Source organism: Dialister sp., assembly GCF_047832375.1.
GTDB lineage: Bacteria > Bacillota > Negativicutes > Veillonellales > Dialisteraceae > Dialister.
In genome coordinates, this window is record NZ_CP181256.1 from 2189761 (window position 1) to 2216302 (window position 26542).

Annotated in this window: 20 protein-coding genes, 1 tRNA gene and 1 pseudogene; 13 read left to right on the forward strand and 9 right to left on the reverse strand. The window is 52.6% G+C overall.

Going from position 1 to position 26542, the window contains the following annotated elements; translation table 11 throughout:
- Window positions 1–5 precede the first annotated feature (5 nt).
- The 3 genes from ACFWUL_RS08700 to truA form a co-directional block, all read right to left on the reverse strand.
- A complete protein-coding gene (locus ACFWUL_RS08700) occupies window positions 6–1199 on the reverse strand; it encodes a pyridoxal phosphate-dependent aminotransferase (RefSeq protein WP_416177007.1) in 1194 nt (397 codons plus the stop codon).
- A 274-nt stretch (window positions 1200–1473) separates the two neighbouring features.
- Window positions 1474–1565 (reverse strand) — tRNA-Ser (locus tag ACFWUL_RS08705).
- A gap of 175 nt (window positions 1566–1740) precedes the next feature.
- A complete protein-coding gene (gene truA, locus ACFWUL_RS08710) occupies window positions 1741–2478 on the reverse strand; it encodes a tRNA pseudouridine(38-40) synthase TruA (protein WP_416177008.1) in 738 nt (245 codons plus the stop codon).
- Between the two features lie 293 nt (window positions 2479–2771).
- Here truA and ACFWUL_RS08715 point away from each other — a divergent pair, with 293 nt between their 5' ends.
- From ACFWUL_RS08715 to ACFWUL_RS08725, 3 genes are all read left to right on the forward strand, one after another.
- Complete coding sequence (locus tag ACFWUL_RS08715) at window positions 2772–3155, forward strand: hypothetical protein (RefSeq protein ID WP_416177009.1); 384 nt, start codon at window positions 2772–2774, stop codon at window positions 3153–3155.
- Window positions 3155–4441 carry a M18 family aminopeptidase gene (locus ACFWUL_RS08720; RefSeq protein ID WP_416177010.1) on the forward strand — a complete coding sequence of 429 codons (1287 nt, stop codon included), beginning with the start codon at window positions 3155–3157 and terminating at the stop codon, window positions 4439–4441. The genes ACFWUL_RS08715 and ACFWUL_RS08720 overlap by 1 nt, the downstream gene beginning before the upstream one ends.
- A gap of 87 nt (window positions 4442–4528) precedes the next feature.
- The gene (locus ACFWUL_RS08725; protein WP_416177011.1) at window positions 4529–5323 is read left to right on the forward strand and encodes a carbon-nitrogen family hydrolase; all 795 of its coding nucleotides are present in this window, start codon (window positions 4529–4531) and stop codon (window positions 5321–5323) included.
- 215 nt (window positions 5324–5538) lie between these two features.
- Here ACFWUL_RS08725 and ACFWUL_RS08730 read toward each other — a convergent pair whose 3' ends face one another.
- Together ACFWUL_RS08730 and typA are read right to left on the reverse strand one after the other, a co-directional pair.
- The gene (locus ACFWUL_RS08730) at window positions 5539–6048 is read right to left on the reverse strand and encodes a transporter (protein WP_416177012.1); all 510 of its coding nucleotides are present in this window, start codon (window positions 6046–6048) and stop codon (window positions 5539–5541) included.
- A gap of 396 nt (window positions 6049–6444) precedes the next feature.
- Window positions 6445–8265, reverse strand: coding sequence for a translational GTPase TypA (typA, locus tag ACFWUL_RS08735; RefSeq protein WP_297023286.1), 1821 nt, complete (start codon window positions 8263–8265; stop codon window positions 6445–6447).
- Between the two features lie 196 nt (window positions 8266–8461).
- Between typA and ACFWUL_RS08740 the strand changes: the two genes are divergently transcribed.
- The 9 genes and pseudogenes from ACFWUL_RS08740 to ACFWUL_RS08780 all read left to right on the forward strand — a co-directional run bounded on the left by ACFWUL_RS08740 (window position 8462) and on the right by ACFWUL_RS08780 (window position 17515).
- Window positions 8462–9367 carry a helix-turn-helix domain-containing protein gene (locus ACFWUL_RS08740; protein WP_416177013.1) on the forward strand — a complete coding sequence of 302 codons (906 nt, stop codon included), beginning with the start codon at window positions 8462–8464 and terminating at the stop codon, window positions 9365–9367.
- A 171-nt stretch (window positions 9368–9538) separates the two neighbouring features.
- Window positions 9539–9952, forward strand: coding sequence for a hypothetical protein (locus ACFWUL_RS08745; RefSeq protein WP_416177014.1), 414 nt, complete (start codon window positions 9539–9541; stop codon window positions 9950–9952).
- Window positions 9953–10302: 350 nt separating this feature from the next.
- Window positions 10303–10920 (forward strand): GTP pyrophosphokinase, encoded by a 618-nt coding sequence (locus ACFWUL_RS08750; protein ID WP_416177015.1) that lies wholly within the window; start codon window positions 10303–10305, stop codon window positions 10918–10920.
- Window positions 10921–11085: 165 nt separating this feature from the next.
- The gene (locus ACFWUL_RS08755; protein WP_416177016.1) at window positions 11086–11760 is read left to right on the forward strand and encodes a response regulator transcription factor; all 675 of its coding nucleotides are present in this window, start codon (window positions 11086–11088) and stop codon (window positions 11758–11760) included.
- A gap of 1 nt (window position 11761) precedes the next feature.
- Window positions 11762–13039, forward strand: coding sequence for a sensor histidine kinase (locus tag ACFWUL_RS08760; RefSeq protein WP_416177017.1), 1278 nt, complete (start codon window positions 11762–11764; stop codon window positions 13037–13039).
- A gap of 129 nt (window positions 13040–13168) precedes the next feature.
- Window positions 13169–14663, forward strand: a pseudogene (locus ACFWUL_RS08765) (ISLre2 family transposase).
- A gap of 558 nt (window positions 14664–15221) precedes the next feature.
- Window positions 15222–16076 carry a pantoate--beta-alanine ligase gene (gene panC, locus ACFWUL_RS08770; protein WP_297023272.1) on the forward strand — a complete coding sequence of 285 codons (855 nt, stop codon included), beginning with the start codon at window positions 15222–15224 and terminating at the stop codon, window positions 16074–16076.
- Window positions 16076–16459 carry an aspartate 1-decarboxylase gene (gene panD, locus ACFWUL_RS08775; RefSeq protein WP_297023270.1) on the forward strand — a complete coding sequence of 128 codons (384 nt, stop codon included), beginning with the start codon at window positions 16076–16078 and terminating at the stop codon, window positions 16457–16459. The genes panC and panD overlap by 1 nt, the downstream gene beginning before the upstream one ends.
- A gap of 90 nt (window positions 16460–16549) precedes the next feature.
- Window positions 16550–17515 carry a bile acid:sodium symporter family protein gene (locus ACFWUL_RS08780; RefSeq protein ID WP_416177018.1) on the forward strand — a complete coding sequence of 322 codons (966 nt, stop codon included), beginning with the start codon at window positions 16550–16552 and terminating at the stop codon, window positions 17513–17515.
- Between the two features lie 165 nt (window positions 17516–17680).
- On the opposite strand, the gene ACFWUL_RS08785 is transcribed toward ACFWUL_RS08780, so the two are convergent.
- Together ACFWUL_RS08785 and ACFWUL_RS08790 are read right to left on the reverse strand one after the other, a co-directional pair.
- On the reverse strand, window positions 17681–18541 hold the full coding sequence (locus tag ACFWUL_RS08785; RefSeq protein WP_297022032.1) for a YihY/virulence factor BrkB family protein: 861 nt from the start codon (window positions 18539–18541) through the stop codon (window positions 17681–17683).
- A gap of 460 nt (window positions 18542–19001) precedes the next feature.
- Window positions 19002–22745 carry a phosphoribosylformylglycinamidine synthase gene (locus tag ACFWUL_RS08790; protein ID WP_416177019.1) on the reverse strand — a complete coding sequence of 1248 codons (3744 nt, stop codon included), beginning with the start codon at window positions 22743–22745 and terminating at the stop codon, window positions 19002–19004.
- A 479-nt stretch (window positions 22746–23224) separates the two neighbouring features.
- Between ACFWUL_RS08790 and ACFWUL_RS08795 the strand changes: the two genes are divergently transcribed.
- The gene (locus ACFWUL_RS08795; protein WP_416176858.1) at window positions 23225–24412 is read left to right on the forward strand and encodes an IS110 family transposase; all 1188 of its coding nucleotides are present in this window, start codon (window positions 23225–23227) and stop codon (window positions 24410–24412) included.
- Between the two features lie 599 nt (window positions 24413–25011).
- On the opposite strand, the gene ACFWUL_RS08800 is transcribed toward ACFWUL_RS08795, so the two are convergent.
- Window positions 25012–25746, reverse strand: coding sequence for a hypothetical protein (locus ACFWUL_RS08800; RefSeq protein WP_416177020.1), 735 nt, complete (start codon window positions 25744–25746; stop codon window positions 25012–25014).
- Complete coding sequence (locus tag ACFWUL_RS08805) at window positions 25746–26531, reverse strand: hypothetical protein (RefSeq protein WP_416177021.1); 786 nt, start codon at window positions 26529–26531, stop codon at window positions 25746–25748. Before ACFWUL_RS08805 ends, ACFWUL_RS08800 begins: the two co-directional genes overlap by 1 nt.
- Between the last annotated feature and the right edge of the window lie 11 nt (window positions 26532–26542).

The following is a 26542-nucleotide window of genomic DNA, read 5'->3' on the forward strand; positions in this document are numbered from 1 at the left end:
TTTGCTCAGATTTTTCTTCCCGGATAAGCCTTAAGGCCATGAGCCAGCAGTTCGATAGCCCTTTCCAGGTCCCTGCAGTTCAGCACATAGGCCAGGCGGGCTTCATCGATGCCCTTGCCCGGTTCTGCATAGAACCCGTTGCCTGGGGCAATCATGACGGTTTCCCCGTCTTCTTCGAAGTCCTTCAACATCCAGATGGCGAACTTTTCCGCATCATCCACCGGGAGCTTCACCATCACGTAGAAAGCGCCCTTGGGGTCGGAAGAAATGACGCCCGGGATTTTGGCAAGGCCTGCGGCAATGGTGTCCCGCCGTTTCTTGTATTCCTGGTTTACCGCTTCCAGATAGGATTTCGGTGTATCGTAGAGAGCAGCCGCTCCCACCTGTTCCACCGTAGGCACGCAGAGCCGGGCCTGGCAGAACTTGTTGATCTGGGTGGTAAAATCTTCATTCTTGCTGATGAGGCAACCGATGCGGGCACCGCAGGCGCTGTACCGTTTCGATACGGAGTCCACGATGATGAGGTTGTCTGCCAGGTCATCGTAGGTGCCAAAGCTTGTATAGGCGCCATCATAAACGAATTCCCGGTATACTTCATCCGCAATGAGGGCGAGGCCATGTTTCTTCACCACCGAAGCAATCATGTCCATTTCCGCTTTCGTATAGACTACACCGGTGGGGTTGCCGGGGTTCGTGAGAAGAATGGCCCTTGTCTTATCGGTGACATACTTTTCTATCGTATCCTGGTCCGGCAGGCGGTACCCGTTTTCAGCGCTGGTGGGAACGGCTCTGACGTGGGCTCCTGCGATCTTGGCAAAGGAATTGTAGTTGGCATAGAACGGTTCAAATACAAGGATTTCATCCCCCGGATCGCAGAGGGTAAGGGCTGCCAGTTCCAGTGCCTCACTGCCGCCGGCGGTGATGTAAATATTCTTTTCGCTGTATTCCATGCCCCATTCTTTATAGTACTTCTGGATCTGGTGAATGAGGTGGATATCCCCCTGGGACTGTCCGTAAGCTACGGTTTTCTTATCAAACTTCCGGATAGCTTCCATGAACTGGGGCGGCGTCTCGATATCGGGCTGTCCGATATTCAGGTGGTACACTTTCTTCCCCGCCTTCTGGGCTTCCTGGGCATAGGGTCCCAGCTTACGAATCGGTGATGTGGTCAGGCTTAATGCTCTCCGCGAAATCTTCATGTTGACACCTTCCTGTGACTTAACTATGAGTTAAATATAAGAGTTAACTGCATATCTACATTATATAACGATTTTCGGTTTCTGCCACGGGGAAAAGAATAGATTTGAGATTTGAGAGTTGAGAGTTGAGGCCCGGCGGCTTTGCCGCAGATAATGGCAGATCGCGGTCAAGGTTAAAATCAAAGGCCGAGGATACCGCTGGTTTGCATTCGTTTCTTTTCCGAAAAACGGCAAAGCAAAAGGGCTCTGTCATTTCTGACAGAGCCCACATTTGTGGCGGAGAGAGGGGGATTCGAACCCCCGTGCCGGTATTCGCCGGCAACATGATTTCCAATCATGCACCTTAAACCGCTCGGACACCTCTCCATGCTGCTTATCCCTGACCTCTCGGTCAGCGCCTTATTGATTTGTATCAGTGGTTGACTGACTTATGTAGTATACCAAGTGGAGCTATGGATGTCAAGGGTTTTGTAAAAAAAATTATCAGTCATTTGTGATGCAGGAAACAGCAGGATAAGCTGGCGGCTGGCCTCCTCTCCCATCAATAGATCACTTCCACCAGAGTGAGGCCCTGGGGCGGGGCGGTGAAACCGGCCTTTGCCCGGTCTTTGGCTTCAAAGACCGCCGGAATGGTTTCCGCCCTTCTCTTCCCCTCCCCGATTTCCACAAGGGTTCCCACCATGATGCGGATCATATTCTGGAGAAAACCATCGCCATAGAAGTCCATGTGAAGCTCTCCCTTTTCTTCGGAAAGGAGTATATCCTCCACCGTCCGGACTGCCGACTTTTTCATATGCCTGTTCCCACAGAAGGAGGTAAAGTCATGGGTGCCGCAGAGAAGGGCGGCTCCTTTTTTCATACTTTCCACATCCAGCGGTTCTCCCAGCTGCCATACATAACGCCTTGCAAACACATCTTTTTCAGGGGACAGGCGGATGCGATAGCGGTAATGCTTTGTCCTTGCGGAAAAACGGCTATGGAAGCGGTCCTCCTTTTCTTCCAGGTGATGGATGGAAATATCATCGGGCAATGCCCGGTTCCAGGCATCTTCCAGCTTATCCGCCGGATACGTTCCTTCCAGATGCACATTGGCATACTGCCCCAGGGCATGGACCCCGGCATCGGTCCTTCCTGCACCAATGACCTGGGCCTTTTCTCCGGTAATTTTCTCCAGGGTCTCTTCCAGTTTTCCCTGGATGGTCTCCTTCGTCCTCACCTGCCGCTGCCATCCCTCATATCGGCTGCCGTCGTAGGAAACGATAAATCCATAATTTCTCATAATCCTGAATCTCCTTCCCCGATTCTATTTCATTTTCGTACATCGATTATAGGAATTATACCAACTTGATAGAGAAAAAGACAATCATCCCATTTCCAGCGTATGTACGGATATATTACAATCATAGAAATAAGTCACCGGTCCCCATCTCCATTCCTGTTTTCCGGCGGACCGGCAGAAGGAATTTATCATTTTATAAATTAAGCCACAAAGGGAATATGTTATAATAAGAATAATTCCATCTGTCTATTTTATCGGAAAAGCTGTCCTTTTCCGGGAAAGAGAGTGTTTGTATGAAAAAGATTCTTTTCGCTTTTGGTATGGCAGCCGCTATTGCAGCAGGCTCCCTGTCTGTCTCCGCTGCTAATTTATGGAAATATAATGATACCGTATCCATTGACATGGATGAAGCCAGTGTGAAGCATACCACCAATGGCCATGAAATCCTGAATTTCGTAGCCGTAGAAGCCATTGAAGGGGGCACCTGCACCTATACCTACGCCTATGACCGCACTGCCGGCACCATCCAAGTGGTAGAAATGGAAAAGGAAACTAATAAGCTTCACTACACCAGCAATTTCACTCCTACCTCTATCAATTCCACAAACCCCGTCATCCGTGCCCGTGCCCAGATGGCAGAAGCCGTTTACCAGAGAAAGGTGAACCATAAGAAATAATGGAACTGGAAAAACCGGAAACGCCACAGGAAATCAGTGAGAACCTCATCCACTTCATCGCCCGTTCTCCCTCCGTGTTCCATGGGATCCGCGGAATCAAGGCGGCCCTTCTTTATTCCGGGTTCACGGAAATCCGGGAGGAAGATCCCTGGCACATCGAAAAGGGCGGAAAATATGTGGTTACCCGGAACGGCAGCGCCCTCATGGCCTTCACTGTGCCCGAAGAAGGAGCCCGTTCTTTCCATATCATTGCTTCCCACTGCGATTCCCCCACCTTCAAAATCAAAGAAAACCCGGAAATGAAAAAGGGCCCCTATGTGACCCTCAATGTGGAAGGCTACGGCGGCATGATCATGTCCACCTGGCTGGACCGGCCCCTGTCTGTGGCAGGCCGCCTGATTACTAAAGAAAAGGGACATCTGGCGGAAAAACTGGTGGCCGTGGACGGCACCATGCTCGTCATTCCTTCCGTGGCCATTCATATGGACCGGAACGTAAACCATAAAAAGGACTGGAATATCCAGACCGACCTTGCCCCACTTTACGGCATGGCCGATGGAAAGGCATCCTTCATGGATGTGGTGGCCGCCTCTGCCGGTGTCAGGAAAGAAGACATCCTGGCCCATGACCTGTACCTGTACAGCCGGGTTCCCGGCACCCTCTGGGGGGAAGACAAAGAATTCATTTCTTCCCCGAAGCTGGATGACCTGCAGTGTGCCTTTGCTGCTTTCCGTGGATTCGTGGCAGGAAAGAAAGAAAAAGCCATTTCCCTCTATGCTCTCTTTGATAATGAAGAAGTGGGAAGCGGCACGGCCATCGGCGCCGGTTCCACCTTCCTGTCCAATGTGCTCATGCGTCTATCCCTGTCCCTGGGATATTCCTACGATGAGACCATGGCCATGATTGCAGGAAGCTTCATGATTTCCGCCGATAACGCCCACAGCCTGCACCCGAACCATGAGGAATATGCGGACCCCGTTAACCGGCCGGTCATCAACAAAGGCATCGTCATCAAGTACAATGCCCAGCAGCGCTACGCTACGGATGCCCTGTCCGCTGCTTATTTCAAGAACCTCTGTGAGGAAATCCACATCCCCACCCAGACCTTTACGAACCGCAGCGATAACCCCGGCGGATCCACCCTTGGAAATATTTCCAACACGAAAGTGGCCATGCCGACGGTAGATATCGGCCTGCCCCAGCTGGCCATGCATTCGTCCTATGAGACTGCAGGCACCCTGGATACGGCGTACCTGGCCGCTGCAGCGGCGAAGTTCTTTGACTGACTCCAAACCTCCTTCGGGAGGTTTTTTTCATCCCAGATAGAATGATATAATGGAAATAAAGATCGGTTCTTTTCAAAGGAGGACGCCATGAAATTACGAATCGCACTGATCCAGATGCAGGTAGAAATGGGAAATCCGGGCAGGAATTTCGCCCACGCAAAAGAGATGATGGAAGAAGCTATGGAACGGAAACCGGATATCCTGGTTCTTCCGGAAACATGGGATGTGGGATTCTTCCCGAAAGAAAACCTGGCTGACCTGGCTGACAGGGACGGGGAGAGGACGGCCCGCCTCCTTTCGGAAACCGCTTCCCGCTTCGGCGTAAACATTGTGGGTGGTTCCACAGCTGTACGGGAAGGAAATGATATTTTCAACCGGTCCATGGTCTTCGACCGCAAGGGGGACCTTGTTTCCAGCTATGATAAAATGCACGGATTCTCCCTCTCCGGGGAACCGGGCTATTTCCGGATGGGAAACCATCTTTCCCACTTTACACTGGACGGCATAGACTGCTCCATGGCTATCTGCTACGACATCCGGTTTCCGGAGCTCATCCGCCGGGAAGCACTGGCAGGGGTAGACCTGTTCTTCGTTCCCGCAGCATGGCCAAAGATCCGGAACACCCACTGGGTACGGCTCTGCCAGGCAAGGGCCATAGAAAACCAGTTCTACCTGGCCGCCGTGAACCAGTCCGGCCACTCCGGGGATACGGACTATGCCGGTGAATCCCTGCTCCTCGACCCCTGGGGGGAAGATATCTGCCATCTGGAGGATACGGAAGAAATAGCCTATGGCCGCATCGATACGGATGTCATCAAAGAAGTACGGACCCAGATCAACGTATTCCGGGACCGCCGGCCGGAATGGGACCGGGTAGAATGAGCCATTTGAGCCTTCGGCTAAGGCTGGAACTGCTGCCGGGGCCAGGGGAAGAATATGGACTTTGGCCTTTGAACAGGCCCCTTCACCCCACACCCGCTCACGCGGGCTCCCTCTAAAGAGGAAAGGTATAATATTCGCGGCGCTCCACATTCCCAAAAGAAAGAGCGGTGAACTTTTCGTTCACCGCTCTTTTTTACTGCATGCATACAGTATCATCAGAAATGATAATTCAGCCCGATTCCTACGCCGCCTTCGTTGTCCACGTCATCCCGGTCGTAGTAGGTGTAATTCAGGTCCACGTCAAAGGAAGTAGGCACCAGGTCCAGCTGGAGGCCTGCTTTGTACTGCCTTTCTTCGCTCGATACGAGGAGCCCCGCATAGGCATCCAGGGGACCTATGATATTGGCTTTCCCTTCCAGGAGGCCGAATACCTTTGCATCCCGGTCATAGTAGTTCCGGTTGCCGGCGCCGATATAGAGATGGCCGATTTTGTATTTCGCATACACATCGGTCTCATTGCCCCGATGGTTCCAGTGACGCACCTCCGCGCCTACGGCCACTTTCGGAATCGGCTTCACTTCAATGTGGGCGTTGTGAATGCCATCGGCAGCTCCGTTATACCCATAGCTCACTTCCGTATCCATAATGCCGCCCATGGCACTGGCCGATCCGGCACCAGCCGCTGCAAGTGCCACCATGGCTGCGAGACATACAAGTTTCTTCATATGGGGTCCCCCTTTCTGAAATATTGACTCTTTGTATTTATTATATACCAGATGGTACAGGAAATTAAGAGAAAATTGTAAGTGAAGTATGTGATGGCAAGGAGACGTCCATACATGTGGATGGAGCTAAGGGCAGGTGCTTTGCCGGGGCTATGCGCAGCATGGGTAGGTGTGCATAGGTGTGCATGCGAACAGGCGGGGGCTTCTAGCTTCTAGCTTTTAGCAATTAGGAAAGATCTATAGCCTACGGCATAAATGGCTGGCGAAAAGCGTCGCAGGCCGGTCATCTTTCCTGGAGGCTAAAAGCCAGCAGCTGGAAGCCCCCGCCCGTTCAGCGGCACACTTACCTACAAAAAAAGGCGGGCCGGAAATCGGTCCACCTTTCTTACCAGCCAATTACTGTTGGCTCTTCTTTACGTTAGCGTTCTTATAGCGAGCCTGACGGGAAAGAACCATCTTTCTCATGCGGATGCTCTTTGGTGTCACTTCTACCAGTTCATCATCGTTAATCCATTCCAGTGCGGATTCCAGTGTGAACTTGCGGCAGGGCGGCAGCTTGATGGCTTCGTCGGAACCGGAAGCACGGGTGTTGGTGAGGTGCTTCTTCTTGCAGGGGTTCACGTCCATATCCTGGTCGCGGGAGTTTTCACCGACAATCATGCCTTCATAAACTTCTACGCCCGGTTCCAGGAACAGTTCGCCCCTGTCCAGGATGGAGTTCAGGCCATAGGCAGTGGTGACGCCGGCTTCGAAGGCCACCAGGGAGCCTCTCGTTCTTTCAGGGATATCACCTTTGTAGGGAGCATAGCCCTGGAATACGTGGTACATGATGCCGGTACCACGGGTGGTGGTGAGGAGTTCATTACGGAAGCCGATGAGGCCGCGGGCGGGGATGGAGAATTCCATCTTCATGTAGCCTGCCAGTTCTTCCATGGAAATCATTTCCGCTCTTCTCGGTCCAAGACCTTCCATGACGGCGCCCATGAATTCCTGGGGTACTTCGATGGTGAGCCGTTCCAGCGGTTCACATTTCTTGCCATTGATTTCCTTGTAAATAACCTGGGGTTTGGAAACTTCCAGTTCAAATCCTTCACGCCGCATGGTTTCAATAAGTACGGACAGGTGGAGTTCACCACGGCCGGAAACTTTGAATGCATCGGAGGTATCCGTATCTTCTACCCGAAGGGCCACGTTCGTTTCGATTTCTTTGTACAGACGGGCACGGATATGGCGGGATGTTACGAAGTCCCCTTCCTTGCCGGCAAAGGGGCTCTTGTTGACATGGAATACCATGGACAGGGTCGGTTCATCGATGTGGATGGACGGAAGGGCTTCCGGATTGGTAGCGTCCGCTACGGTTTCGCCGATGTTAATATCCTTGAAACCGGCCATAGCGATGATATCGCCGGCTTTGACTTCCTGCACCGGAGTCCGCTTCATTCCCTGCCAGGTGAAGAGGGAGCCGATATGGTCGCTCCGGATCTTGGTGCCGTCCGTAATGGCTACGGGCATGCCCTGCTTTGCAGTGCCCCGGGTAATACGGCCAATGGCCACCTTACCAAGGTAATCGTCCGCTTCCAGCGTGGTCACCATGACCTGCAGTCCGCCGTCAGGATCCACGTCGGGACAGGGGCAGTATTTCAGGATCGCATCAAAGAGGGGTCCCAGGTCCTTGCCTTCATCGTTCATGTGGAGTTTGGCAATGCCGTTTCTTGCAGAGCAGTAAATGAGCGGGAAATCGAGCTGTTCATCGTCTGCTTCCAGTTCGATGAAGAGGTCCAGGATTTCGCCTTCCACGTCGGAAATGCGCTGGTCCGGACGGTCAATTTTATTGATGACAACGATCGGTTTCAGCTTATGTTCCAGTGCCTTGCGGAGCACATACTTCGTCTGGGGCATCGGTCCTTCATGGGCATCCACCAGGAGGAGAACGCCGTCTACCATGTTGAGGATACGTTCCACTTCGCCGCCGAAATCTGCATGCCCTGGGGTATCAACGATATTGATTTTCACGCCGTTGTGCATGACAGAGGTATTCTTTGCCAGAATGGTAATGCCCCTTTCCCGTTCGATCGGGTTGGAGTCCATGACACGTTCTGCCACTTTCTGGTTATCTCTGAAAACATGGCTCTGTTTCAGCATGGCATCCACAAGAGTCGTCTTGCCATGGTCGACATGGGCGATAATGGCAATGTTACGGATATCTTCTCTTTTCATTTCTTTTTCTTTCCCCCTCGGGTATACAGCTAAAAACAATGTATCTCCGTTATTATAGCACAGAGAAAAGGGATTGTTTATAGTATCGGTAAATACGATTTATTATAACATACTGAGAGGCAGCAGGTAAAGAGAAATATGAATGAGAGACCCCGATTGTATGAACCACAAGTGATATTGTCTCAAGTAACCACAAATGAAAATGTCCCAGTCATGGTATAATCTCATCACAATCTTAACGCAAGTGATGGGAGGAATTTTTATCAGAAAGGTTGAATTAACGATGGACGAGCAGTTCAAATATGAAACAATCAAATCTCTTGTTAATCATCCAGATGGCAACAAGCTCGCAGCAGCTGTCCGGCTGGGGTGCACTGTCCGCACCGTGAACCGGTTAATCCTGCGCTATCGTCAGGAAGGTAAAGCAGCATTTGTCCACGGGAACAGGGGTAGACAGCCCGTAACAACACTTCCAGCCTCACTCAGAGAAAAAATTGTGGCCCTTTACCAGAATGAGTACTATGGCGCCAATTTTACCCACTTTACCGAACTTCTGGACAGACATGAGAATATCCATGTCTCCGTTTCCTCTGTAGCCTCCATTCTTGAGGCAGCCTTTATTCTCTCTCCTAAGGCTACACGGGCCAAAAGAAAACGGATCAGGAGAAAATTGGAAGCAATGAAAAGCAACACGAAATCCAAGAAAAAGCAGATGGAAATACAAGTCAATCTTGTGGCTGCTGAAGATGCCCACAGCCGGCGTCCACGGCATGCTTACTTTGGGGAACAGCTGCAGGGTGATGCCACTCCATATGAATGGGTTCCCGGGAAGATCTGGCATCTCCACCTCTTCATTGATGATGCCACTGGCATCGTGACTGGCGGCTATTTTGACACCCAGGAGACCCTGAACGGCTATTACCATGTCCTCTGGCAGACTCTCAAAGATTACGGAATCCCTGTGGAAATCTTCACGGATAAACGCACTGTGTTCATTTACAAACAAAAAGGATCCCCGTCCATCGACGAGGATACCTATACGCAGTTCGGTTACGCTTGCAGGCAACTGGGGATACACCTTGAGTCAAGCAGCGTACCGTAGGCCAAAGGCCGGGTTGAGCGGCTCAATGAGACGCTGCAGTCGCGCCTGCCGATTGAGCTGAGACAGGCAGGCATCACGACTATTGCAGACGCCAATGAATTCCTCAAGTCCTACCTAAAAGAATTCAATGCGAAGTTTGCACTTCCTCCCAATAGTACCAAATCAGCTTTTGTGACGCAACCGTCAGATGAGAGGATCAACCTGATACTGGCTGTACTTACAGGCCGTACGGTAGACAGAGGCCACTGCATCCGTTTCCAGCGTCAGTACTATCGTATGCTTGATTCAGAAGGCCATCAGGTGCATTATGCCAGCGGAACCAAAGTACTAGTCATACGGGCTTTCAACGGCGAACTCTACTGCAGTGTTAACGATACCAGTATCTACGCGCTGGAAGCCATCCCTTTGCGCCAGAAGAAATCTCCTGAGCTTGATGCTGACTATACCAAACCAAAGCCTCAGAAACACTGGATTCCACCGATGAGTCACCCATGGAAGCAGGCATCTTTCCGTCATTACGTCCTTACAAGACCGCATCATTCCAGACAAGATCCAGAAGAACTTGCATCGCGTAACATATTTTAGTAACATACTGGCCTAACCACTCAAAATAGCCCCACTATTGCGGGGCTATTAAATGACAATTCTCGGGACATTTTCAAAAATGCTTGACAGAGAAATATGAATGAGAGACCCCGATTGAAGTCGAAATCGAAGGCACCAGCCTGCGGCGCTATTGGTCCGCGGCTTTGCTGCAGATGGAATATTCCGGCCCGGAGGGCCTGATCAGCCTTCCCGGTTGCCAGAGGCCAGCAGCCAGAAGCCCTCACGCGTTTGACTCTGGTTATTCCCCACTGAAAACCGCTGCCTTTTCTCTCTTCCATTCATGCTATAATAGGGTGAAAAGTTATGTAAAGAAAGTGAATGGACAAAGAATGACTGAATCAATCTACGGCGCCTGGAAAGAGGTGCTCCCCAAAATCATGGATTCCCTGGTTTCCAGAATCCAGGAATTTAACCGTTCCCACCAGGAAGAATACGGCGAAGGAGCCTACGAACACCTGATTTACCGCATCAAGTCGGAAGACAGCATGGTGGAAAAATGCCACCGCAAGGACCTGCCTCCTACGCCGGTATCTGCACTCTACCATATCCACGATGCCATCGGCCTGCGCATTGTCTGCTGCTTCCTGAATGACATCTATGACAATATCCGTTTCATTTCCTCCCTTTCCGGGGTAACGGTGGTGAAGGGCAAGGATTATATCAAAAACGCCAAGCCCAACGGTTACCGGAGCTACCACATGATCATCGACCTTGCGGCTCCCTTCGAAGATGTAAAGGGAAGAAATCCCGGCCATTTCTTCGTAGAAATCCAGCTTCGCACCATTGCCATGGATTCCTGGGCCAGCCTGGAGCACCAGATGAAGTACAAGAAGGATATCAAAAATCCGGAAATGATTACCAGGGAACTGAAGCGCTGTGCCGATGAGCTGGCATCCTGCGACCTGTCCATGCAGACCATACGGAACCTGATCAGGCAGGAGCACTGAGAATGGGCTTCGCCTGGGCTTAAGGATAGAAAATATGTAATCCGCGGCGCTTCTAAACTATGTGCGCCGCGCATTCATTCCTGATTTCTCTGTGCCGCACCTCCAGCCCTGGCCGAAGGCCGATGCCTGCACAGCTGCCACATAACATAAAGGAGGCATACTCATATGCGTTTACTTCTTGCGGAAGATGAAAAAGACATGGCCGACGTGCTGCTGGCCATATTCAAGCACCAGGGCTTTGAAATGGACTGGGCAGAAAACGGGGCCATGGCAGAAGACCTGGCCCGGAAGAACAATTACGACTGCATGATTTTTGATATCATGATGCCCGTAAAGGACGGTATTACGGCGCTGAAGGAGCTCCGGGAAGCGGGGGATGTGACGCCGGTCATCATGCTCACCGCCAAGTCCGAAGTGGACGACCGCATCACGGGCCTCGATTCCGGTGCCGACGATTATCTCACAAAGCCCTTTGCCATCGGGGAGCTCCTCGCCCGGGTCCGTTCTCTCACCCGCCGGAATAAGGATTTCACTCCCACCACTCTGTCCGCCGGATCCACGAGCCTGGACACGGAGGAACAGGAACTGTCTGCCCACAATTCTATCCGCCTCTCCGGCAAGGAGACAAAGCTCATGAAGCTTTTCATGCTCAATGAAAACAAGGAGCTTTCCACATCCTACCTGTTCCAGAAAATCTGGAGCGGCGAAGAAGGGGTGGATGAAAGCGTGGTATGGATCTATATTTCCTACCTCCGGGAAAAACTTTCCGCCATTAATTCGGACCTTGCCATTTACGGGGAAGAAGGCCATTCCTTCCGCCTCGGCCTGAAGGAGGAATAGTATGAATATCATCAGGCGCCTCAGGCGGCAGTTCATCCTCCTCGCCACCCTGGCCATCGTCATCATCGTGGTGGGCGCCCTGGGCCTTATTAACCTCATGGGGTACTACGGCATGCGGGCCCATTGCCTCGACACCATGACCTACATCACCCAGAACGGCGGCAGCCTTCCCTCCCGTATCCGGGGTGGGGACAACTCCTTCTGGAACAGCCAGTTTGGCACTACCTGGCCCGAAGACACGCCGGAGTCCCCCTACCTGATCCGCTATTTCTCCATCCGTCTGGACAGTGAGAACCGGATTACCGGGGCCAATGTCAAAAACATTGTGGCCTTCTCCGAAGAGCAGGCCGTGGAATTTGCAAGGACTGCCCTGAACGCTTCTTCCGATGTGGGATTCCTCCAGAAAAACAAGGCCCGCTATGGGTATATGAGAACCGCCACCGCCGACGGCGGCACGCTCATCGTCATTCTGGACTGTACGAGGGAATTCTCCGATGTCCATGCCTTTATGTCCTACTCCATGTGGTTCGGACTCATCTGCATCCTTCTCTACGTACTGATCTTTGCAATCCTGTCGAACCGGGCCATTGCGCCCTTTGTGCGGAACCTGGAAAACCAGAAGCGGTTCATCACGAACGCCAGCCATGAGCTGAAAACGCCGCTGGCCATTATTTCCGTCAATGCGGAAGCCATGGAGATGATGAACGGAAAAAACCAGTGGACCGAAGGCATCCTGAAACAGGTCCGCCGTATGTCCGGCCTCATCAGTCATCTCATCCTCCTTTCCAAGGCCGGTGAAACCACGAAGGCCCAGCTGAACAAGGTGCCCTTCGACCTGGCAAAGCTCCTCGCCCAGAGCCGGGAGGACTTCGAACTCCTGGCAGAGGGTCAGCACAAGAAGCTCACCATTACCTGCCCTCCCGATGCCATTGTGAAGACGGACGAGAAATTCCTGACAGAAATCATCCATATCCTTTTGGACAATGCAGTGAAATACTGCGATGACGACGGCACCATTTCCATTCATGTGGAGAAAGGAAAGAAAAAGGACAGCCTCCTCGTTTCCGTATCCAATGATTACAAGGACGGCGCCCATGTGGACTATTCCCGGTTCTTCGAGCGGTTCTACCGGAATGACGAGTCCCATAACAGTAAGAAAGCGGGCTACGGCATCGGTCTTTCCATTGCGAAAGAGCTGTCCGGCCTCCTTTCCATTCCCCTGTCTGTCACCTACAGGGATGGTCGAATTTCTTTCAACCTGCTGCTGAAAACAAAATAAAATCAAACTTAGTGTAAAATGTTTCTCGGTAGAGGATTTCTCCCCTGCTGGATAGAAAAGGGAAGAGTCCCCTTTGATGGAAATGTTATAATTTCCTTGCGACAAAATCAAAAGAAAGGACTCTTCCCAATGAGCATTTTATCAGAGAATATCGAACTTTTCAAACCTTTTATTCAGGAGGAAATTCTCAAGAGTATCAAGGATTCCAAGGATTCACTGGCCATGGAGCAGGTTCTCTGGCACCTCTTCACGGAACTCTTTGGCCTTCTTGTGGCGACGGCCTTCGAAATGATCGATGGCGAGCTGTACGATAGGGTCTACAAGCCTCAGGGGTGGCGGATTTCCCGGCGGGATTCCAGAACCATATACTGCCTGTTTGGTCCTGTCACCTACAAGCGGAGGCGGCTGGAGATGGCCGGAAAGCAGGGATTTTACCCGTTAGATAAGAAATTTGGATTTCTGCCTTCCCGTCACTATAGCATGGGAGTGATTCTGCGCATTGCGCAGGCTACCCAGGTTACCCAGTTCCGTAATGTGAGCCATATCGTGAAAATTCTGACCCAGACGGATATTTCACATCAGACAGTTTCAAATCTCAGCCGCGCTGCCGCCCAAATGGTCAGAAAATACGAAGCAGCAGATGCAGCTATGGAGCAGGCCGAGAAGAGAGTACCGGAGAACGGGCTGCTGGCTATTGAGGGCGATGGGATTGTAATGAAGCAGCAGGCGGACCCGGACACCGATACCAAAGGCGGCCAGAACATAGAACTTCACCGAATCCAGGTCTATGAGGGCGTCGAGAAGAATGGGAAACGTTCGAGACTGACAGGGTACCACTGCTTCTCTGGAACGGATAGGAAAAGGCTGGTTGAACTCGTCAAGGTGTGGGTGCATGGCCGGTACAATCTGAGCGAGATTACAGTACTTTCCAACGGGGATGGCGGAGCAGGATATAATTTCGGTGACTTCGACGATATAGTCGAGGGATGCAAGACACATTACCATTTCCGGGACAGATACCATGTGAATGAGAAAGTGCGGACCCGCCTCAGCTTCTGCCCACGTGGATTCATCGATAAATTCGTGCTTGAACTGAATAAGAGCAGAAATGTCATCACAGATATGAAGCCATATCTGGATACGGCTGCCAGCTACGCAGAAACAGAAGAACAGGCCGAGCAGGTACGGAGACTGGCAGACTATCTGAGTCGCAACGCCGACTATATCCCGGGCATCCGGGAGCGCGGAATCCGAACCGATATCCACCTGGGGGCAGCTGAAAGCAACCACCGACGCTATAGCTACCGTCTGAAAAAGCAGGGGCGCAGCTGGTGCAGGATAGGTATGGATTCAATAGGCACGCTGATTACTGCTACCCAGAATGACACTTTGGAAAAAAGCCCTGATTTACTGTGCTGCAGGCAAAGCCTACAAGAAGATGGACCGGCAGATGCATAAGGCGGTCGTAGCAGCCGTAAAAACGAACCGCAAAGCCGCCAGGGACGCTAAATGGCACAGGAACGCACGGAATTACCGTCCCGGGTGCCTGGAAGGCCGTATAGGCGTATATGGAGCGACTTCAACTCCGATGGGCCAGCTTGCTAAAGCGATACAGATTTATTGAGAAAGCAGAGGCTGGGAAACCTGATAACGTCGACTGTCAAATAAAGTACCGAGAAAACCTTGACACATACAAAATCAAATTTCTGTCTTGACAGAAATTATGTCCTGTTTTATCCTTGTCTTCGGAAGGTATGTCCCGGACTGACCTGTATGGGCATCTCCAGGGGAGAGCCTGAAACGGGAATGCCGGAAACCACAGAAATGGGAATTTTCCTTTTTCCCCGCGCAGTATCAGCTGAGCTGCAGCGGAAAGGAAATGGAAAAGGCCCTGGTGAATACCGTTCCGAAAAAATTCATATCGCTTGGATTGTAATGACCGAGACGAATGCAGAGATTTCAATAACAGCCGCATCCTTTTTCGGGTGCGGCTTTTTTACATTCTTATTCCGGAAAATTCCCGACTGCCATAGCCCCTGGGGCTGCTTCCTGCTGTGTAAAAAGCGGACAGGCTGCGGGATTTGAGGAAAGCGCATTCCCTTTGGAGTGCGCCTTTTTTATTGAAATCCTGTCCCGTTGTTGCAGAAAAGCAGTGGGAAAATTTCCCGGAAAGGACGACAAAATGATTGTCTGCCACAAAATCAGTGAACTGAAGGATTTCGTACACCAGTGCAAAAAGGAAGGGAAAACCATCGGCCTTGTGACCACCATGGGAGCCCTCCACGAGGGCCATGCTTCCCTTATTAAAGCAGCCCACAAGGAAAATGACGTGACCATTACCACGGTCTTCGTGAACCCCACCCAGTTCGGCCCCAACGAGGACTACGCCAAATACCCGAGAACTCTGGACCATGACTGCAAAGTCGCGGAAGAAGCGGGAGCGGACCTGCTCTTTGCGCCGACGCCGGAAGAAATGTATCCTCACAAGGATCCCACCTGGGTGGAAGTGACCGGCCCCATTACGAAAGTTCTCTGCGGCCGCACAAGACCCATCCATTTCCGGGGCGTGGCCACGGTGTGCACGAAATTCTTCAACCTCACCGAATGTGACCGGGCTTACTACGGCCTGAAGGATGCCCAGCAGACCCAGGTACTGGAACGGATGGTGGAAGACCTGTTCATGAATGTCACCCTCCGTATCATGCCTATCGTCAGGGAAGCTGATGGCCTGGCCAAGAGTTCCCGGAATGTGTACCTGTCGCCGGAAGAGCACAAGGCAGCCCTCGTCCTTTCCCGGAGCCTGAAGCACGCAAAGGAAGCCTTTGAAAAGGGAGAGCGGAGCAAAGCGAAACTGATTGCCCAGGTCACCGAAGAAATCAAGGCAGAACCTATGAGCGATATTGACTACGTAGAAATGTACGGCATGCCGGGACTCACAGAAGTATCGGACACCATCACCGGGAAAGTTCTCCTGGCGGTGGCCGTGAAGTTCGGAAAGACAAGACTCATTGATAACGTGGTACTGGAGGCAGAATAATGACCTATACAATGATGCACGGAAAAATTCATCGGGCCACGGTGACAGAAGCAAACCTGGAATACATGGGAAGCATTACCATTGACCAGGACCTCATGGACGCCGCCGGCATTCTTCCCGGGGAGCGGGTACAGATCTGCAACAACAATAACGGCGCCCGCCTGGAAACCTACACGATTCCCGGAAAACGGGGAAGCGGCGTGATCTGCCTGAACGGAGCCGCTGCCCGGTGCACCGCCATCGGCGATATCGTAATCATCATCGCCTATGCCCAGATGGATGAAAAAGAAGCCCGCACCTTCGTACCGAAGGTGGTCATGGTGGATGAACACAACCGTCCCCTGAAAACAAGGGGCGCTGAAAAAGAACGGGAAATCGGCTGACGAAATCGGTACTGGTGGTTAAATCCATCAGCCCCCAAAACCAACAGCCCAATCGTCTTCATTCCATTATCGTCCTCAAAGGAGCCTGTCATGCTTTCCAAAATCATACGTATCTGCACCCGCTACATGGCGGTGGGAGTCATACTGGCCGGTATATTCGGCATATTCTTCCCTTCCGTCATGAAGCCCCTGGCGCCTTATATTCCTATTATGCTGGGAGTCATCATGTTTGGCATGGGCATGAGCCTTACGCCGAAGGACTTCCGAAACGTCTTCAAACAGCCAAAGAACGTGGCCCTGGGATCTCTCCTGCAGTTTGTCATCATGCCATCCCTGGCCTTCGTGCTCATTAAAATTTTCGCCCTGCCCCCGGCCATCGCCATCGGCGTGGTTCTCGTGGGCTGCTGCCCCGGCGGCACCGCTTCCAATGTAATTTCCTACATTGCCCATGCGGATGTGGCCCTGTCTGTATCCATGACCATGGTGAATACCATCCTCGCCCCCTTTGTGACCCCCTTCCTCATCTGGCTCATCGCCGGCGCCTGGGTGGACATCAGCTTCACGGCCATGATGGTTTCCATCATCAAAATGGTACTCCTGCCCCTGCTTTTGGGAGTCGGCATCAACTACTTCTTCCCGAAGACCGTGGCGAAGGTGACGGGAGTCATGCCCATGCTTTCCGCCCTGGTCATCATTCTCACCGTGGGCTGCGTGGTTTCCCTCTCGGGACGGACCATCCTGGATAATGGTCTCCTGATCCTGGCGGTAGTCATGCTCCACAACCTGGGCGGCATGGCTCTGGGCTATTTCTGTGCGAAAAAGTTCGGCATGAACAAAGCCCAGATCCGGGCCATGTCCATCGAAGTGGGCATGCAGAATTCCGGCCTCGCCTCTACCCTGGCCCTCATGTACTTCACCGCCGCCGGCGGTATTGCAGGAGCCATCTTCTCCGTATGGCACAATGTGTCAGGCTCCCTCTTCGCTTCCTGGTGCGTCGGCCGGGACGAAGAGACGGCGCAGGAGAAAACGGCTGCTGCCGAAGTGCAGGCCAGATAAGAAATCTGTGCACCTGAAAAGCCCCGGAGACTGTGTCTCCGAGGCTTTTTGAATACAAACAGGCGTTAGCGGATCAGCATGCCGGTGGTCAGAGTCACCTGCACGGGGCTGCTAGCTGCCCCCACACGAATGACTCTATCCGCCAGCACGCTGACCGATGGGAATTTACTCTTCCCTCTCCAATTTCCTCCTCACCGTCTCATCCCACACCGCGATGAATTCGCCGCCGGAAATGATGACGATGGCGGCCAGGTGGAACCAGATGAAGAGGACAACCAGGCCGATCAGGGAACCATAGGTGAGGCCCATGGAAGAAACATGGAGGATATAAAATCCGTAAGCCGCGGTGAGGGCAATCCAGATGGAGGTCACCAGGAACGCCGCCGTAATGACCCGCTTCCACTCCGACCGCTGCTTTGCGGGGGCGTATTCATAGAAGGCGGCCAGGGAAAAGGCAATGATGGCGAAGGGGATGCTGAATTTCACCAGGGTCCAGAGCTTCAGGAAGATCTCGGGCACATGGAAATAGTAGGCAATGGCATAAACCACAGCGTTGCCAAAGACGATGAGCCCCAGGGAAAGGATCATGGCAAAGGAAATGAACAGGGTAAAGACGATGGACTTGGCATTGACTTTCACATAGGACTGCTTGTTCCTGTCGCCGAAGAAGGAAATATCCATGGACCGGATCAGCGTATCCACCCCCTGGGATGACGTCCACAGGGCACCCGCAAGACCGACGAAGAGCCATATGGAGCTTCTTGCCCGGATGATACGGAGGATATTGGCCTCCATGGCCACCGCCACGTCGTCGGGGAGGTAGGACAGAAGGTTCAGGATAATATGAATCTGGGGAGCCGCAAAGAAGAGCATGCCGTTCACCAGGAAGATGAGGAAAGGAATGAGCCCCAGGATGAAGTAGTACGTCGTTTCCGCCGCCAGGGCTGTCACGTTGTCATCATTAAACCGCTGCACCAGCCGTTTGATGAAGAAAATTCCGCTGCTGTCTGTAGGTTTCGGGTCCAAGGGGCACCTCCTTTCCTGGTGAATTAAAACTACCTTATTATACCGCGGACAGGCCGAATCGGTCTATGGGATTATTGGGCTTCGCCGGGCTGCGGCTCCCCAGGTGGATGGGCGTAAGGTCTGTGGGCGCTTCGCGCCGGAGGCATAAGGTAAACCAGCCTGCGGCGCTTCCTAAAGCTAACCTCCGTCGCCTTCGGCGCCACCGCTGGGCCTCTGCAGGACACCGCGCCTTCCAAGGAAGGAGGCTATCCGATAGCGGCGAAGCCGCTGTTCCACCAACAGCCTCCGCTTCAACGAACGTAGCGACGTTGAAGCCACAACCCGGTGAACAAGCGAAGCGAAGTTCACCCACAACCCTTATGAACCATACACCCCGTTTGGGCCCTCGCCCATTTCTTCGGCACCAATCATCAAATCAAAAAAACGTGCAGACTAAGGCTGCACGTTTTTTCTACTCATTTTAACCCTGGAAATACTTTACCCCTGCTTCGAAGAGAGGCTGGTACTTATTTCCGGAAATGTTCTTGGCGATATTATCACCCCGCCGTTCGGTGTGGCCCATCTTGCCCAGGACCCTGCCGTCGGGGCTCGTGATGCCTTCCACTGCCCAGGAGGAGCCGTTCGGATTGAACCGGCTGTCGTAGGTGGGGTTGCCATCGAAGTCCGTGTACTGGGTAGCGATCTGGCCGTTCGCCGCCAGGGCTTTTACCTGTTCATCGGACGCAATGAACCGACCTTCGCCGTGGCTGATGGCGATGCTGTAGAGGTCGCCGGGCTTGCACAGGGAGAGCCAGGGGGACTTGGTGGATACCACTTTCGTGGTCACAAACCGGGACAGGTGGCGGCCGATGGTATTGAATGTCAGTGTCGGCGCGTCGCTGGTAAGGGGCTTGAATTCACCGTAGGGCACAAGACCCAGTTTGATGAGGGCCTGGAAGCCGTTGCAGATGCCCAGGGCCAGGCCGTCCCGTTCATGGAGCAGCTTGTCCATGGCTTCCTTCAGCTTTTCATTCCGGAATACGGCAGCAATGAACTTGCCGCTGCCGTCCGGTTCATCGCCGGCAGAGAAGCCGCCGGGGAACATGACGATCTGGGCATGGCGGATGCGCTCTGCCATTTCTTCTACGGAGTTCTTCAGTTCTTCGGAATCCCGGTTCCGGAAGATGAAGATATCCGCCACGGCGCCGGCCCGTTCAAAGGCCCTGGCGCTGTCCACTTCGCAGTTGTTGCCGGGCATGGTGGGGATGAATACCCGGGGTCTTGTAATATTGGTATGCACATAGAACTGGGGCACCGGATTCGATTCCGGGAGCACCGGGTTTTCTTTTTCGATGCTCTTTGCCCGCCGCGGGAAAATGGAATCCAGCGGTTTTTCATAGGCCGAAAGGAGGTCGGAGAGGGCCACCTTTTCCCCGTAAGCTTCCATGGTATCTCCGCCTACGGTGCCCAGAAGCTTCGTGTGGGGCTGCTTTGTAAATTCAGCAGCCAGTTCCGGCGTGGTTTCTACGATGATAGCGCCGTAGAAATTGCTGAAGAATTTTTTAAGCGGCAGGTTATCTGTGAAATGGATGCCCAGGCCATTGCCGAAGGCCATCTTCGCTGCGGTCACCGCAACGCCGCCATGGCCTACGGCCTTCATGGCAGCAATGTGGCCTGCCTTCACTTCGTTATAGAGGAAGTCTGCATGGGCCTTGAATACGTCGATATTCGGCATGCCCTCTTTGTCCTTCGGCATTCCGAAGAGCACCAGCGCATCCCCTGCTTTTTTCAGTTCCTGGCTCACCGCCTCCGAAGCCTTGCCGGGAGCAATGGCGAAGGACACCAGCGTCGGCGGCACATGGATGTCATTGAAAGTACCGCTCATGGAATCCTTGCCGCCGATGGCACCAAGGCCCAGGGCTTCCTGCATGTGGAAAGCGCCGAGAAGGGCAGCCGCCGGCTTGCCCCAGCTCGTTTTGTCTGTCAGTTTTTCGAAATATTCCTGCAGCGTGAGGTATGCCTTTCTCCAGTCTGCCCCCATGGAAACGAGGCGGGTCACAGAGAGGAGCACCGCATACACCGCACCGTGGAAAGGACTCCAGGTGGCAAGGTCCGGATCAAAGCCATGGGCCATGAAGCTGACGCTGTCGGTTTCCCCTTTCCGTACGGGGAACTTTGCCACCATGCCGTCGGTTGGTGTCTTCTGGTACTTGCCGCCAAAGGGCATGAGTACCGTACCGGCGCCGACGGTGGAGTCAAACCGTTCCGAAAGCCCCTGCTGGGAGCAGTTATTGAGGTCTCCCATGGCAGAAAGCCAGGTATCCCGGATAGAAGAAGGCTCGGTGGGATGGAAGTATCCCTTTTCGTCAGGCTTTGCGATGTGGGCGCTCTTCACCTGCTGGGCGCCGTTCGTATCGAGGAAGGCCCGGGAAATATCCACAATGGGGGTGCCTCTCCATTTCATGACGAGCCGTTTCGTGTCCGTCACGTCCGCGATCACCGTGGCTTCCAGGTTTTCTTCTGCCGCGTACTTAATGAACTGGTCCGCATCTTCTCTCTTGACCACGACTGCCATCCGTTCCTGGGATTCGGAGATCGCCAGTTCCGTGCCGTCAAGGCCTTCATATTTCTTCGGTACCTTATCCAGGTTAATATCCAGTCCGTCCGTCAGTTCTCCCACTGCCACGGAAACGCCGCCGGCGCCGAAATCGTTGCACCGTTTGATGAGGCGGGTCACTTCGCCCCGCCGGAAGAGGCACTGGATCTTTCTTTCCGTCAGCGGATTGCCCTTCTGCACTTCTGCGCCGCAGGTCTCGATGGATTCCGTATTCAGTTCCTTCGAGGATCCCGTAGCACCGCCCATGCCGTCACGGCCGGTACGGCCGCCGACGAGGATCACCACATCCCCGGGCTGGGGGGTAAGGCGGATGACATGGTCCTCCGGAGCCGCTGCCACCACGGCGCCGATTTCCATACGTTTCGCGATAAAACCGGGATGGTAATATTCCTTTACCTCACCAGTGGCCAAACCAATCTGGTTTCCGTAGGAACTGTACCCTTTGGCCGCTTCCACGGTGATCTTCCGCTGGGGCAGTTTCCCCGGAAGGGTCTCGGAAAGCGGCGTACGGGGATCACCGCTGCCGGTGACCCGCATGGCCTGGTATACATAGGAACGGCCGGACAGGGGATCCCGGATGCAGCCGCCCAGGCAGGTGGCTGCCCCGCCGAACGGTTCGATTTCCGTCGGATGGTTGTGGGTTTCATTCTTGAAGAGCAGGAGCCAGTCTTCCGTGCCATTGATTGTATCGATCTTCACTTTAATGGTGCAGGCATTCACTTCTTCCGAAGCATCCAGGTTGGAAAGCTTTCCTTCCTTCCGGAGCGCCTTCACCGCCGCCGTGGCCATATCCATGAGGGTCACCGGACGGGTGGTGTCTTTTCCGTAAATATGGATACGGGCGTCTTCATATTCCTTGAGGGCTTTGGAAATAGGAGCGCTGTAGGTGCCGTCTTCCACATCGATATCCGTGAGTTTCGTGGAGAATGTGGTATGCCGGCAGTGGTCGGACCAGTAGGTATCGAGGACCCGGATTTCCGTTTCCGTGGGGTCCCGTTTTTCTTCATCCCGGAAGTAGTCCCGGATCATGGCCAGGTCTTCATGGCTCATGGCCAGGCCCATGGATGCGATGAGGCCATCAATGCCAGCATCGTCCAGGTCCCGGAGTCCCTTGATTACCGGAACCGGCTTCGGTTCATCGATAGGAAGGTCCAGTGTTTCCGCCGGAAGGAGGCTGGCTTCCCTGGATTCCACGGGGTTCACCAGGAACTTCAGGATCTTCTCCCGGTCCCCTTCTACGAAGTGCCCGTTGAATACGTACACCAGGGCGCACCGTACCCGGGCGCCGTCTTTGCCGGTCACGATAGCCAGGCACTGTTCTGCAGAGTCCGCCCTCTGGTCATACTGGCCGGGAAGGAATTCCACTCCCATCACCAGGTCCCCCTTCGGGAGTTCTGTCTGGGTATCATCTACCGGTGGTTCCGAGAAGACCGTGGCCACTGCCTTTTCGTAGTCCCCATCGGTGATCCCGTCCACATCGTAGCGGTGGTAAATGGCGGAATCGGAAATCCTGTCCCCCAGGATTTCTTTCAGCTGGGCCGTAAGGCTTTCCTCTCCCTGGCGGAACCCTTCTTTCTTTCTTACATATAAGCGTCTGATATCAGACAAGTTCAACACTCCTTCCCCTCGCTGCGGGAAATCTCCTGCAGCACATATACCGTTAAAACCCGATAACACACACTTATCTTACCACAAAACGGAGGGGGACTCCACAGGAAGAGCGGCAAGACGGAACGGTTTATCCCGGCTCTGCATGCTTGCGGACAGAGTCACGAGCCTTGAGCCGAATGGCCGATTCGCGGCGGGATTTGCAGGCTTACGGATAGAGTCACCAGCATGGGGCTTCTAGCTGCTAGCTGCTAGCTGCTAGCAACTAGGAAAGCTCTACAGCCTACGGCACGAATGACTGGCGGAAATACCGGATGGGAAGCGCCGCAGGCGGACCAGTTTTTCTAGCAGCTAGAAGCTAAAAGATAATATGAAATGACCTCCCCAGTTTGATGTATATGCCCAAATTTCGGTAAAATATAGTTGCAAGGCCAATTTTACGAGAACAGGATCATATTTTCTCAACCAAGGAGGTCATCATGTCTTATTCTAGCACATTTACGTCCCCGATCCCATTCGTTTATGTTGGTATCGACACCCATACCGAAAACTATACGATGGCTGCTGTCGTTAATCAAATGTCTCCTGCCGGTGAAATTATTACGTTAGATCTTATTCCCCCTCGTAAACTTGGCCCTGCAGTAAAGAATGTGCTCCGGTTCATTGGTGATTGCAAAAAAGCCGTTAACAGAGAGTGCCATGTTATCTGTGGTTATGAAGCCGGGTTATTCGGTTATGGCCTTTACCGTAAGCTTATGGCAGCCAATGTAGATTGTATGGTAATAGCTCCTTCTTCTTTGAAGAAAAGCAGCAGAGATAAAAAATTCAAAAATGATTATATTGATTCAAGAGCGCTTGCCAATGCCATGGCGAAAAGTGAGTGTATTTCCATTTATGTCCCCGATGAGGAAGACGAATCCATTTTCCGCTATATCAGGATGCGTGACGACCATCAGGATATGGTTAAAGTCACTAAACAGCGGATAACTGCTTTTGTGCACCAGATGGGATTCCATTATAACCAGGGAGCTACCTGGACCCAAAAACATGTGAATTGGATTATGAGTCTCCCGCTGAGCGAATTGAATAAGGAAACATTGAGTGAGTATATGACAACTCTGCTTACCCTCCAGCAGAAGCTGGAAGATCTGGATGTCAGGATTAAGTCATTTGCAATGCAGAAAAAGTATGCAGCTAATGTCAATAAACTGCGCTGTTTCCTTGGAATAGAATATGGCTTTGCACTTCGTTTAATTGTAACTATTGGCGATTTCAAGCGCTTTCCTACAGCAGGCCATTTTGCGTCCTTTTTGGGACTTACCCCAACTGAACACTCCAGTAATGAAGATGGCAACTATGGCAGCATTTCAAAAGCCGGAAATATTGTTTTGAGGAAGAAGCTGATTGAAGCAGTCTGGTCCGGCTTTTCACGGGGGCGGCCCGGATACAAGAGCAGGGCTTTGAGAAAACGGCAGGAAGGATGCTGTGCATCAGATATTCATTATGCGGACAAAGCAAACAGAAGACTTCGCGTAAGGTTCAGAGACAAGATTATGAAAGGGAAAAACAGTAATGTTGCTGCTACTGCCGTTGCCCGGGAATTCAGTGGCTTTATTTGGGGAATGATGACTGGACACACTGCTGACGTTATTCGTAAAAAAGCTTGACATCGCACGCATAGTTCTCTGAGTTAGACAGCAAGCATAAAAATACAGCCGAAGGGAGATGATTAAAAGGTGAATAGCGGTTTGGACAATATTAAGGGAGAGCTTTGAGTTAAGAGAGGCTGGGTTATCCTAGTGCTAGCTTTGCAGGACATGCATAGGCATGATTCCAAATAAAAGATTGAAGGAACCCGCGGCGAAATCATTGACCTGTTAATCCACGTATAAGAGACTGATCAAGCCCCGGAATAATCTGCAAAGCTCTTCCTCCATGTTGTTCAGGCAGCTATTGCCTGGAACCCGCATACCAATTTGAACTTGACATGGAGCCCCTGCTCATGTGATTTCCAAGCCAAGGGGCCGAAAAAATATGGCCATAGAGGAAGCAGGCTATCACATGAGCCGCTCCATGTAAAGTTCAAATTTTCCCAAACCGATTTAATTCCATTACATCTTGCAACTAGTCTTATTGGCAAGAATATTTGGCATGCTTGGGGTCTTGACAAAGGTCATTTCATAAGAGCTAGCAGCCCCGTGCCAGTGACTCTATCCGTCAGCAGGCAATTCAAAAGAGGCATCCTCTATGGATGCCTCTTTCTCAATCATTCTTTTTGGGCCAAAAGCTCGCCCAGGTCCTTATAACCCGCGGATCCCAGGAGTTCTGACTTCGCCGCCTCCTTGGCCAGGTCGTCGATGGCGTAGACCAGGGGCCCCTTTCCTTCATCCGGGGTAAAGAGCATGAGTACGTCCAGGTTCTTCCCCCCACTGCTGGGGAAGAAATAGGCCCGGCTGTACATAGGGAGGATCAGGCCCTGGGCGTTGAAGGTAATATGGGCGCCCGCCGTAAAGACATAGGCCTCATCTGCCGACAGCCGGCGGAAAGGTTCGAGCCCCGAAATTTCTACGGTCACATTCTTTTCCGCCAGGGGGCCCATGGCGTTCACCGCCAGGCTCATCATGGTCTTCTGCATATCCTTTCTCATGAAAGAGTCCGGGTCCATGAAGATCCGGTTCAGCTTGATCAGCTTCTCCCACTGTTCTTCCCCCGGATTCAGACGGAAAAACGGTTTCATCGCTTCCGCCGCGCTTTGGGGCAGCTGGGCTTCGATGATATAGCCGGAGGAAAATTTCTTCACCCGGGGCATGAGTTTCGTCAGCTGCCCCATTTTGTAAGAAATGGTGCCTCCTGCAAAGCTCAAGGTTTCCGTGCCGGGAATGGCCTGGTAAGAATAGGTTTTGGACAGCGATTTTTCCGTCAGCGCTGCCAGGTCATAGGCAGATGCGCTGCCTCCCATAAGGAATACGGCAGCAGCCAGGAGGGCTGTTATTTTTTTCATCACTTTGCCTTCCTTTCCAGGCGATAGAGCCCATAGACCAGGGAATTTTCCAGTTCATCCGCCGCATCATGGCTTCCATTCACTTCGATGAGGTAGTACCGGTCTCCCTCCTTATAAAGGGATGTATAAATCCACATAGGGAAGGACAGTCCCTTTTCATTGGTAATAATGACCTTCGCTTCCTGGGACCAGTGATAGGTTCCATCTTCATTTTTGAAGGCGTGCCAAGGGACAAATGTCAGCATGGTAACGGACCGGGAATCGCCGCCCCGTTCTTCCAGTATTTCGTCGATGATCTTCTGGAATTCTTCTGTCCCTATCTTGGGCATGCCGAAGAGAGACGTAGGACGGCCGGCATCTTCCCGGAATGCGTCCTGCCAGAAAGAAGCGGCCCTTTTATTTCCTTCATGGAAGAAATCTTCCGAAGTGCCAGAGAATACGAATACCGCCGCCGTATAGATACCTTTCACATTTTCCAGCTTCAGCTGGTACAGGTGCATGGAATCATAGGGGTACGGCCCCTTTTCCGGATACATTTCCATACCCGGCGGGACGGTAAGCATGGACCACATGGCAGCCCGCGCCGTTTTCCCGTAGTTCTTCCGGTGGGACGCGGCCACAAAGGCCTTGCCGATTTCATTGTCCTTCCCATCGGTGACGTGGATCTGATTTCCCAGGGGAATGGTCCCCAGTCCCTGGACCACGAGGTTATCCGCCTGGGCGAGGCCGGCTCCCCCGCAGGCCAGAAGCAGGAAGAGGGCCACAGACTTCAGTGTGCGCAGCATAATTTCTCCTT

What these genes read in the sequence shown, in the direction of transcription:
- panD (WP_297023270.1), top strand. Translation starts at nt 16,076, where the DNA reads ATGACCTATACAATGATGCACGGAAAAATTCATCGGGCCACGGTGACA.
- ACFWUL_RS08730 (WP_416177012.1), bottom strand. Translation starts at nt 6,048, where the DNA reads ATGAAGAAACTTGTATGTCTCGCAGCCATGGTGGCACTTGCAGCGGCT.
- ACFWUL_RS08700 (WP_416177007.1), bottom strand. Translation starts at nt 1,199, where the DNA reads ATGAAGATTTCGCGGAGAGCATTAAGCCTGACCACATCACCGATTCGT.
- ACFWUL_RS08760 (WP_416177017.1), top strand. Translation starts at nt 11,762, where the DNA reads ATGAATATCATCAGGCGCCTCAGGCGGCAGTTCATCCTCCTCGCCACC.
- ACFWUL_RS08800 (WP_416177020.1), bottom strand. Translation starts at nt 25,746, where the DNA reads ATGAAAAAAATAACAGCCCTCCTGGCTGCTGCCGTATTCCTTATGGGA.
- ACFWUL_RS08720 (WP_416177010.1), top strand. Translation starts at nt 3,155, where the DNA reads ATGGAACTGGAAAAACCGGAAACGCCACAGGAAATCAGTGAGAACCTC.
- panC (WP_297023272.1), top strand. Translation starts at nt 15,222, where the DNA reads ATGATTGTCTGCCACAAAATCAGTGAACTGAAGGATTTCGTACACCAG.
- ACFWUL_RS08740 (WP_416177013.1), top strand. Translation starts at nt 8,462, where the DNA reads ATGAAAATGTCCCAGTCATGGTATAATCTCATCACAATCTTAACGCAA.
- ACFWUL_RS08755 (WP_416177016.1), top strand. Translation starts at nt 11,086, where the DNA reads ATGCGTTTACTTCTTGCGGAAGATGAAAAAGACATGGCCGACGTGCTG.
- ACFWUL_RS08780 (WP_416177018.1), top strand. Translation starts at nt 16,550, where the DNA reads ATGCTTTCCAAAATCATACGTATCTGCACCCGCTACATGGCGGTGGGA.
- ACFWUL_RS08715 (WP_416177009.1), top strand. Translation starts at nt 2,772, where the DNA reads ATGAAAAAGATTCTTTTCGCTTTTGGTATGGCAGCCGCTATTGCAGCA.
- ACFWUL_RS08805 (WP_416177021.1), bottom strand. Translation starts at nt 26,531, where the DNA reads ATGCTGCGCACACTGAAGTCTGTGGCCCTCTTCCTGCTTCTGGCCTGC.
- ACFWUL_RS08725 (WP_416177011.1), top strand. Translation starts at nt 4,529, where the DNA reads ATGAAATTACGAATCGCACTGATCCAGATGCAGGTAGAAATGGGAAAT.
- typA (WP_297023286.1), bottom strand. Translation starts at nt 8,265, where the DNA reads ATGAAAAGAGAAGATATCCGTAACATTGCCATTATCGCCCATGTCGAC.
- ACFWUL_RS08795 (WP_416176858.1), top strand. Translation starts at nt 23,225, where the DNA reads ATGTCTTATTCTAGCACATTTACGTCCCCGATCCCATTCGTTTATGTT.
- truA (WP_416177008.1), bottom strand. Translation starts at nt 2,478, where the DNA reads ATGAGAAATTATGGATTTATCGTTTCCTACGACGGCAGCCGATATGAG.
- ACFWUL_RS08750 (WP_416177015.1), top strand. Translation starts at nt 10,303, where the DNA reads ATGACTGAATCAATCTACGGCGCCTGGAAAGAGGTGCTCCCCAAAATC.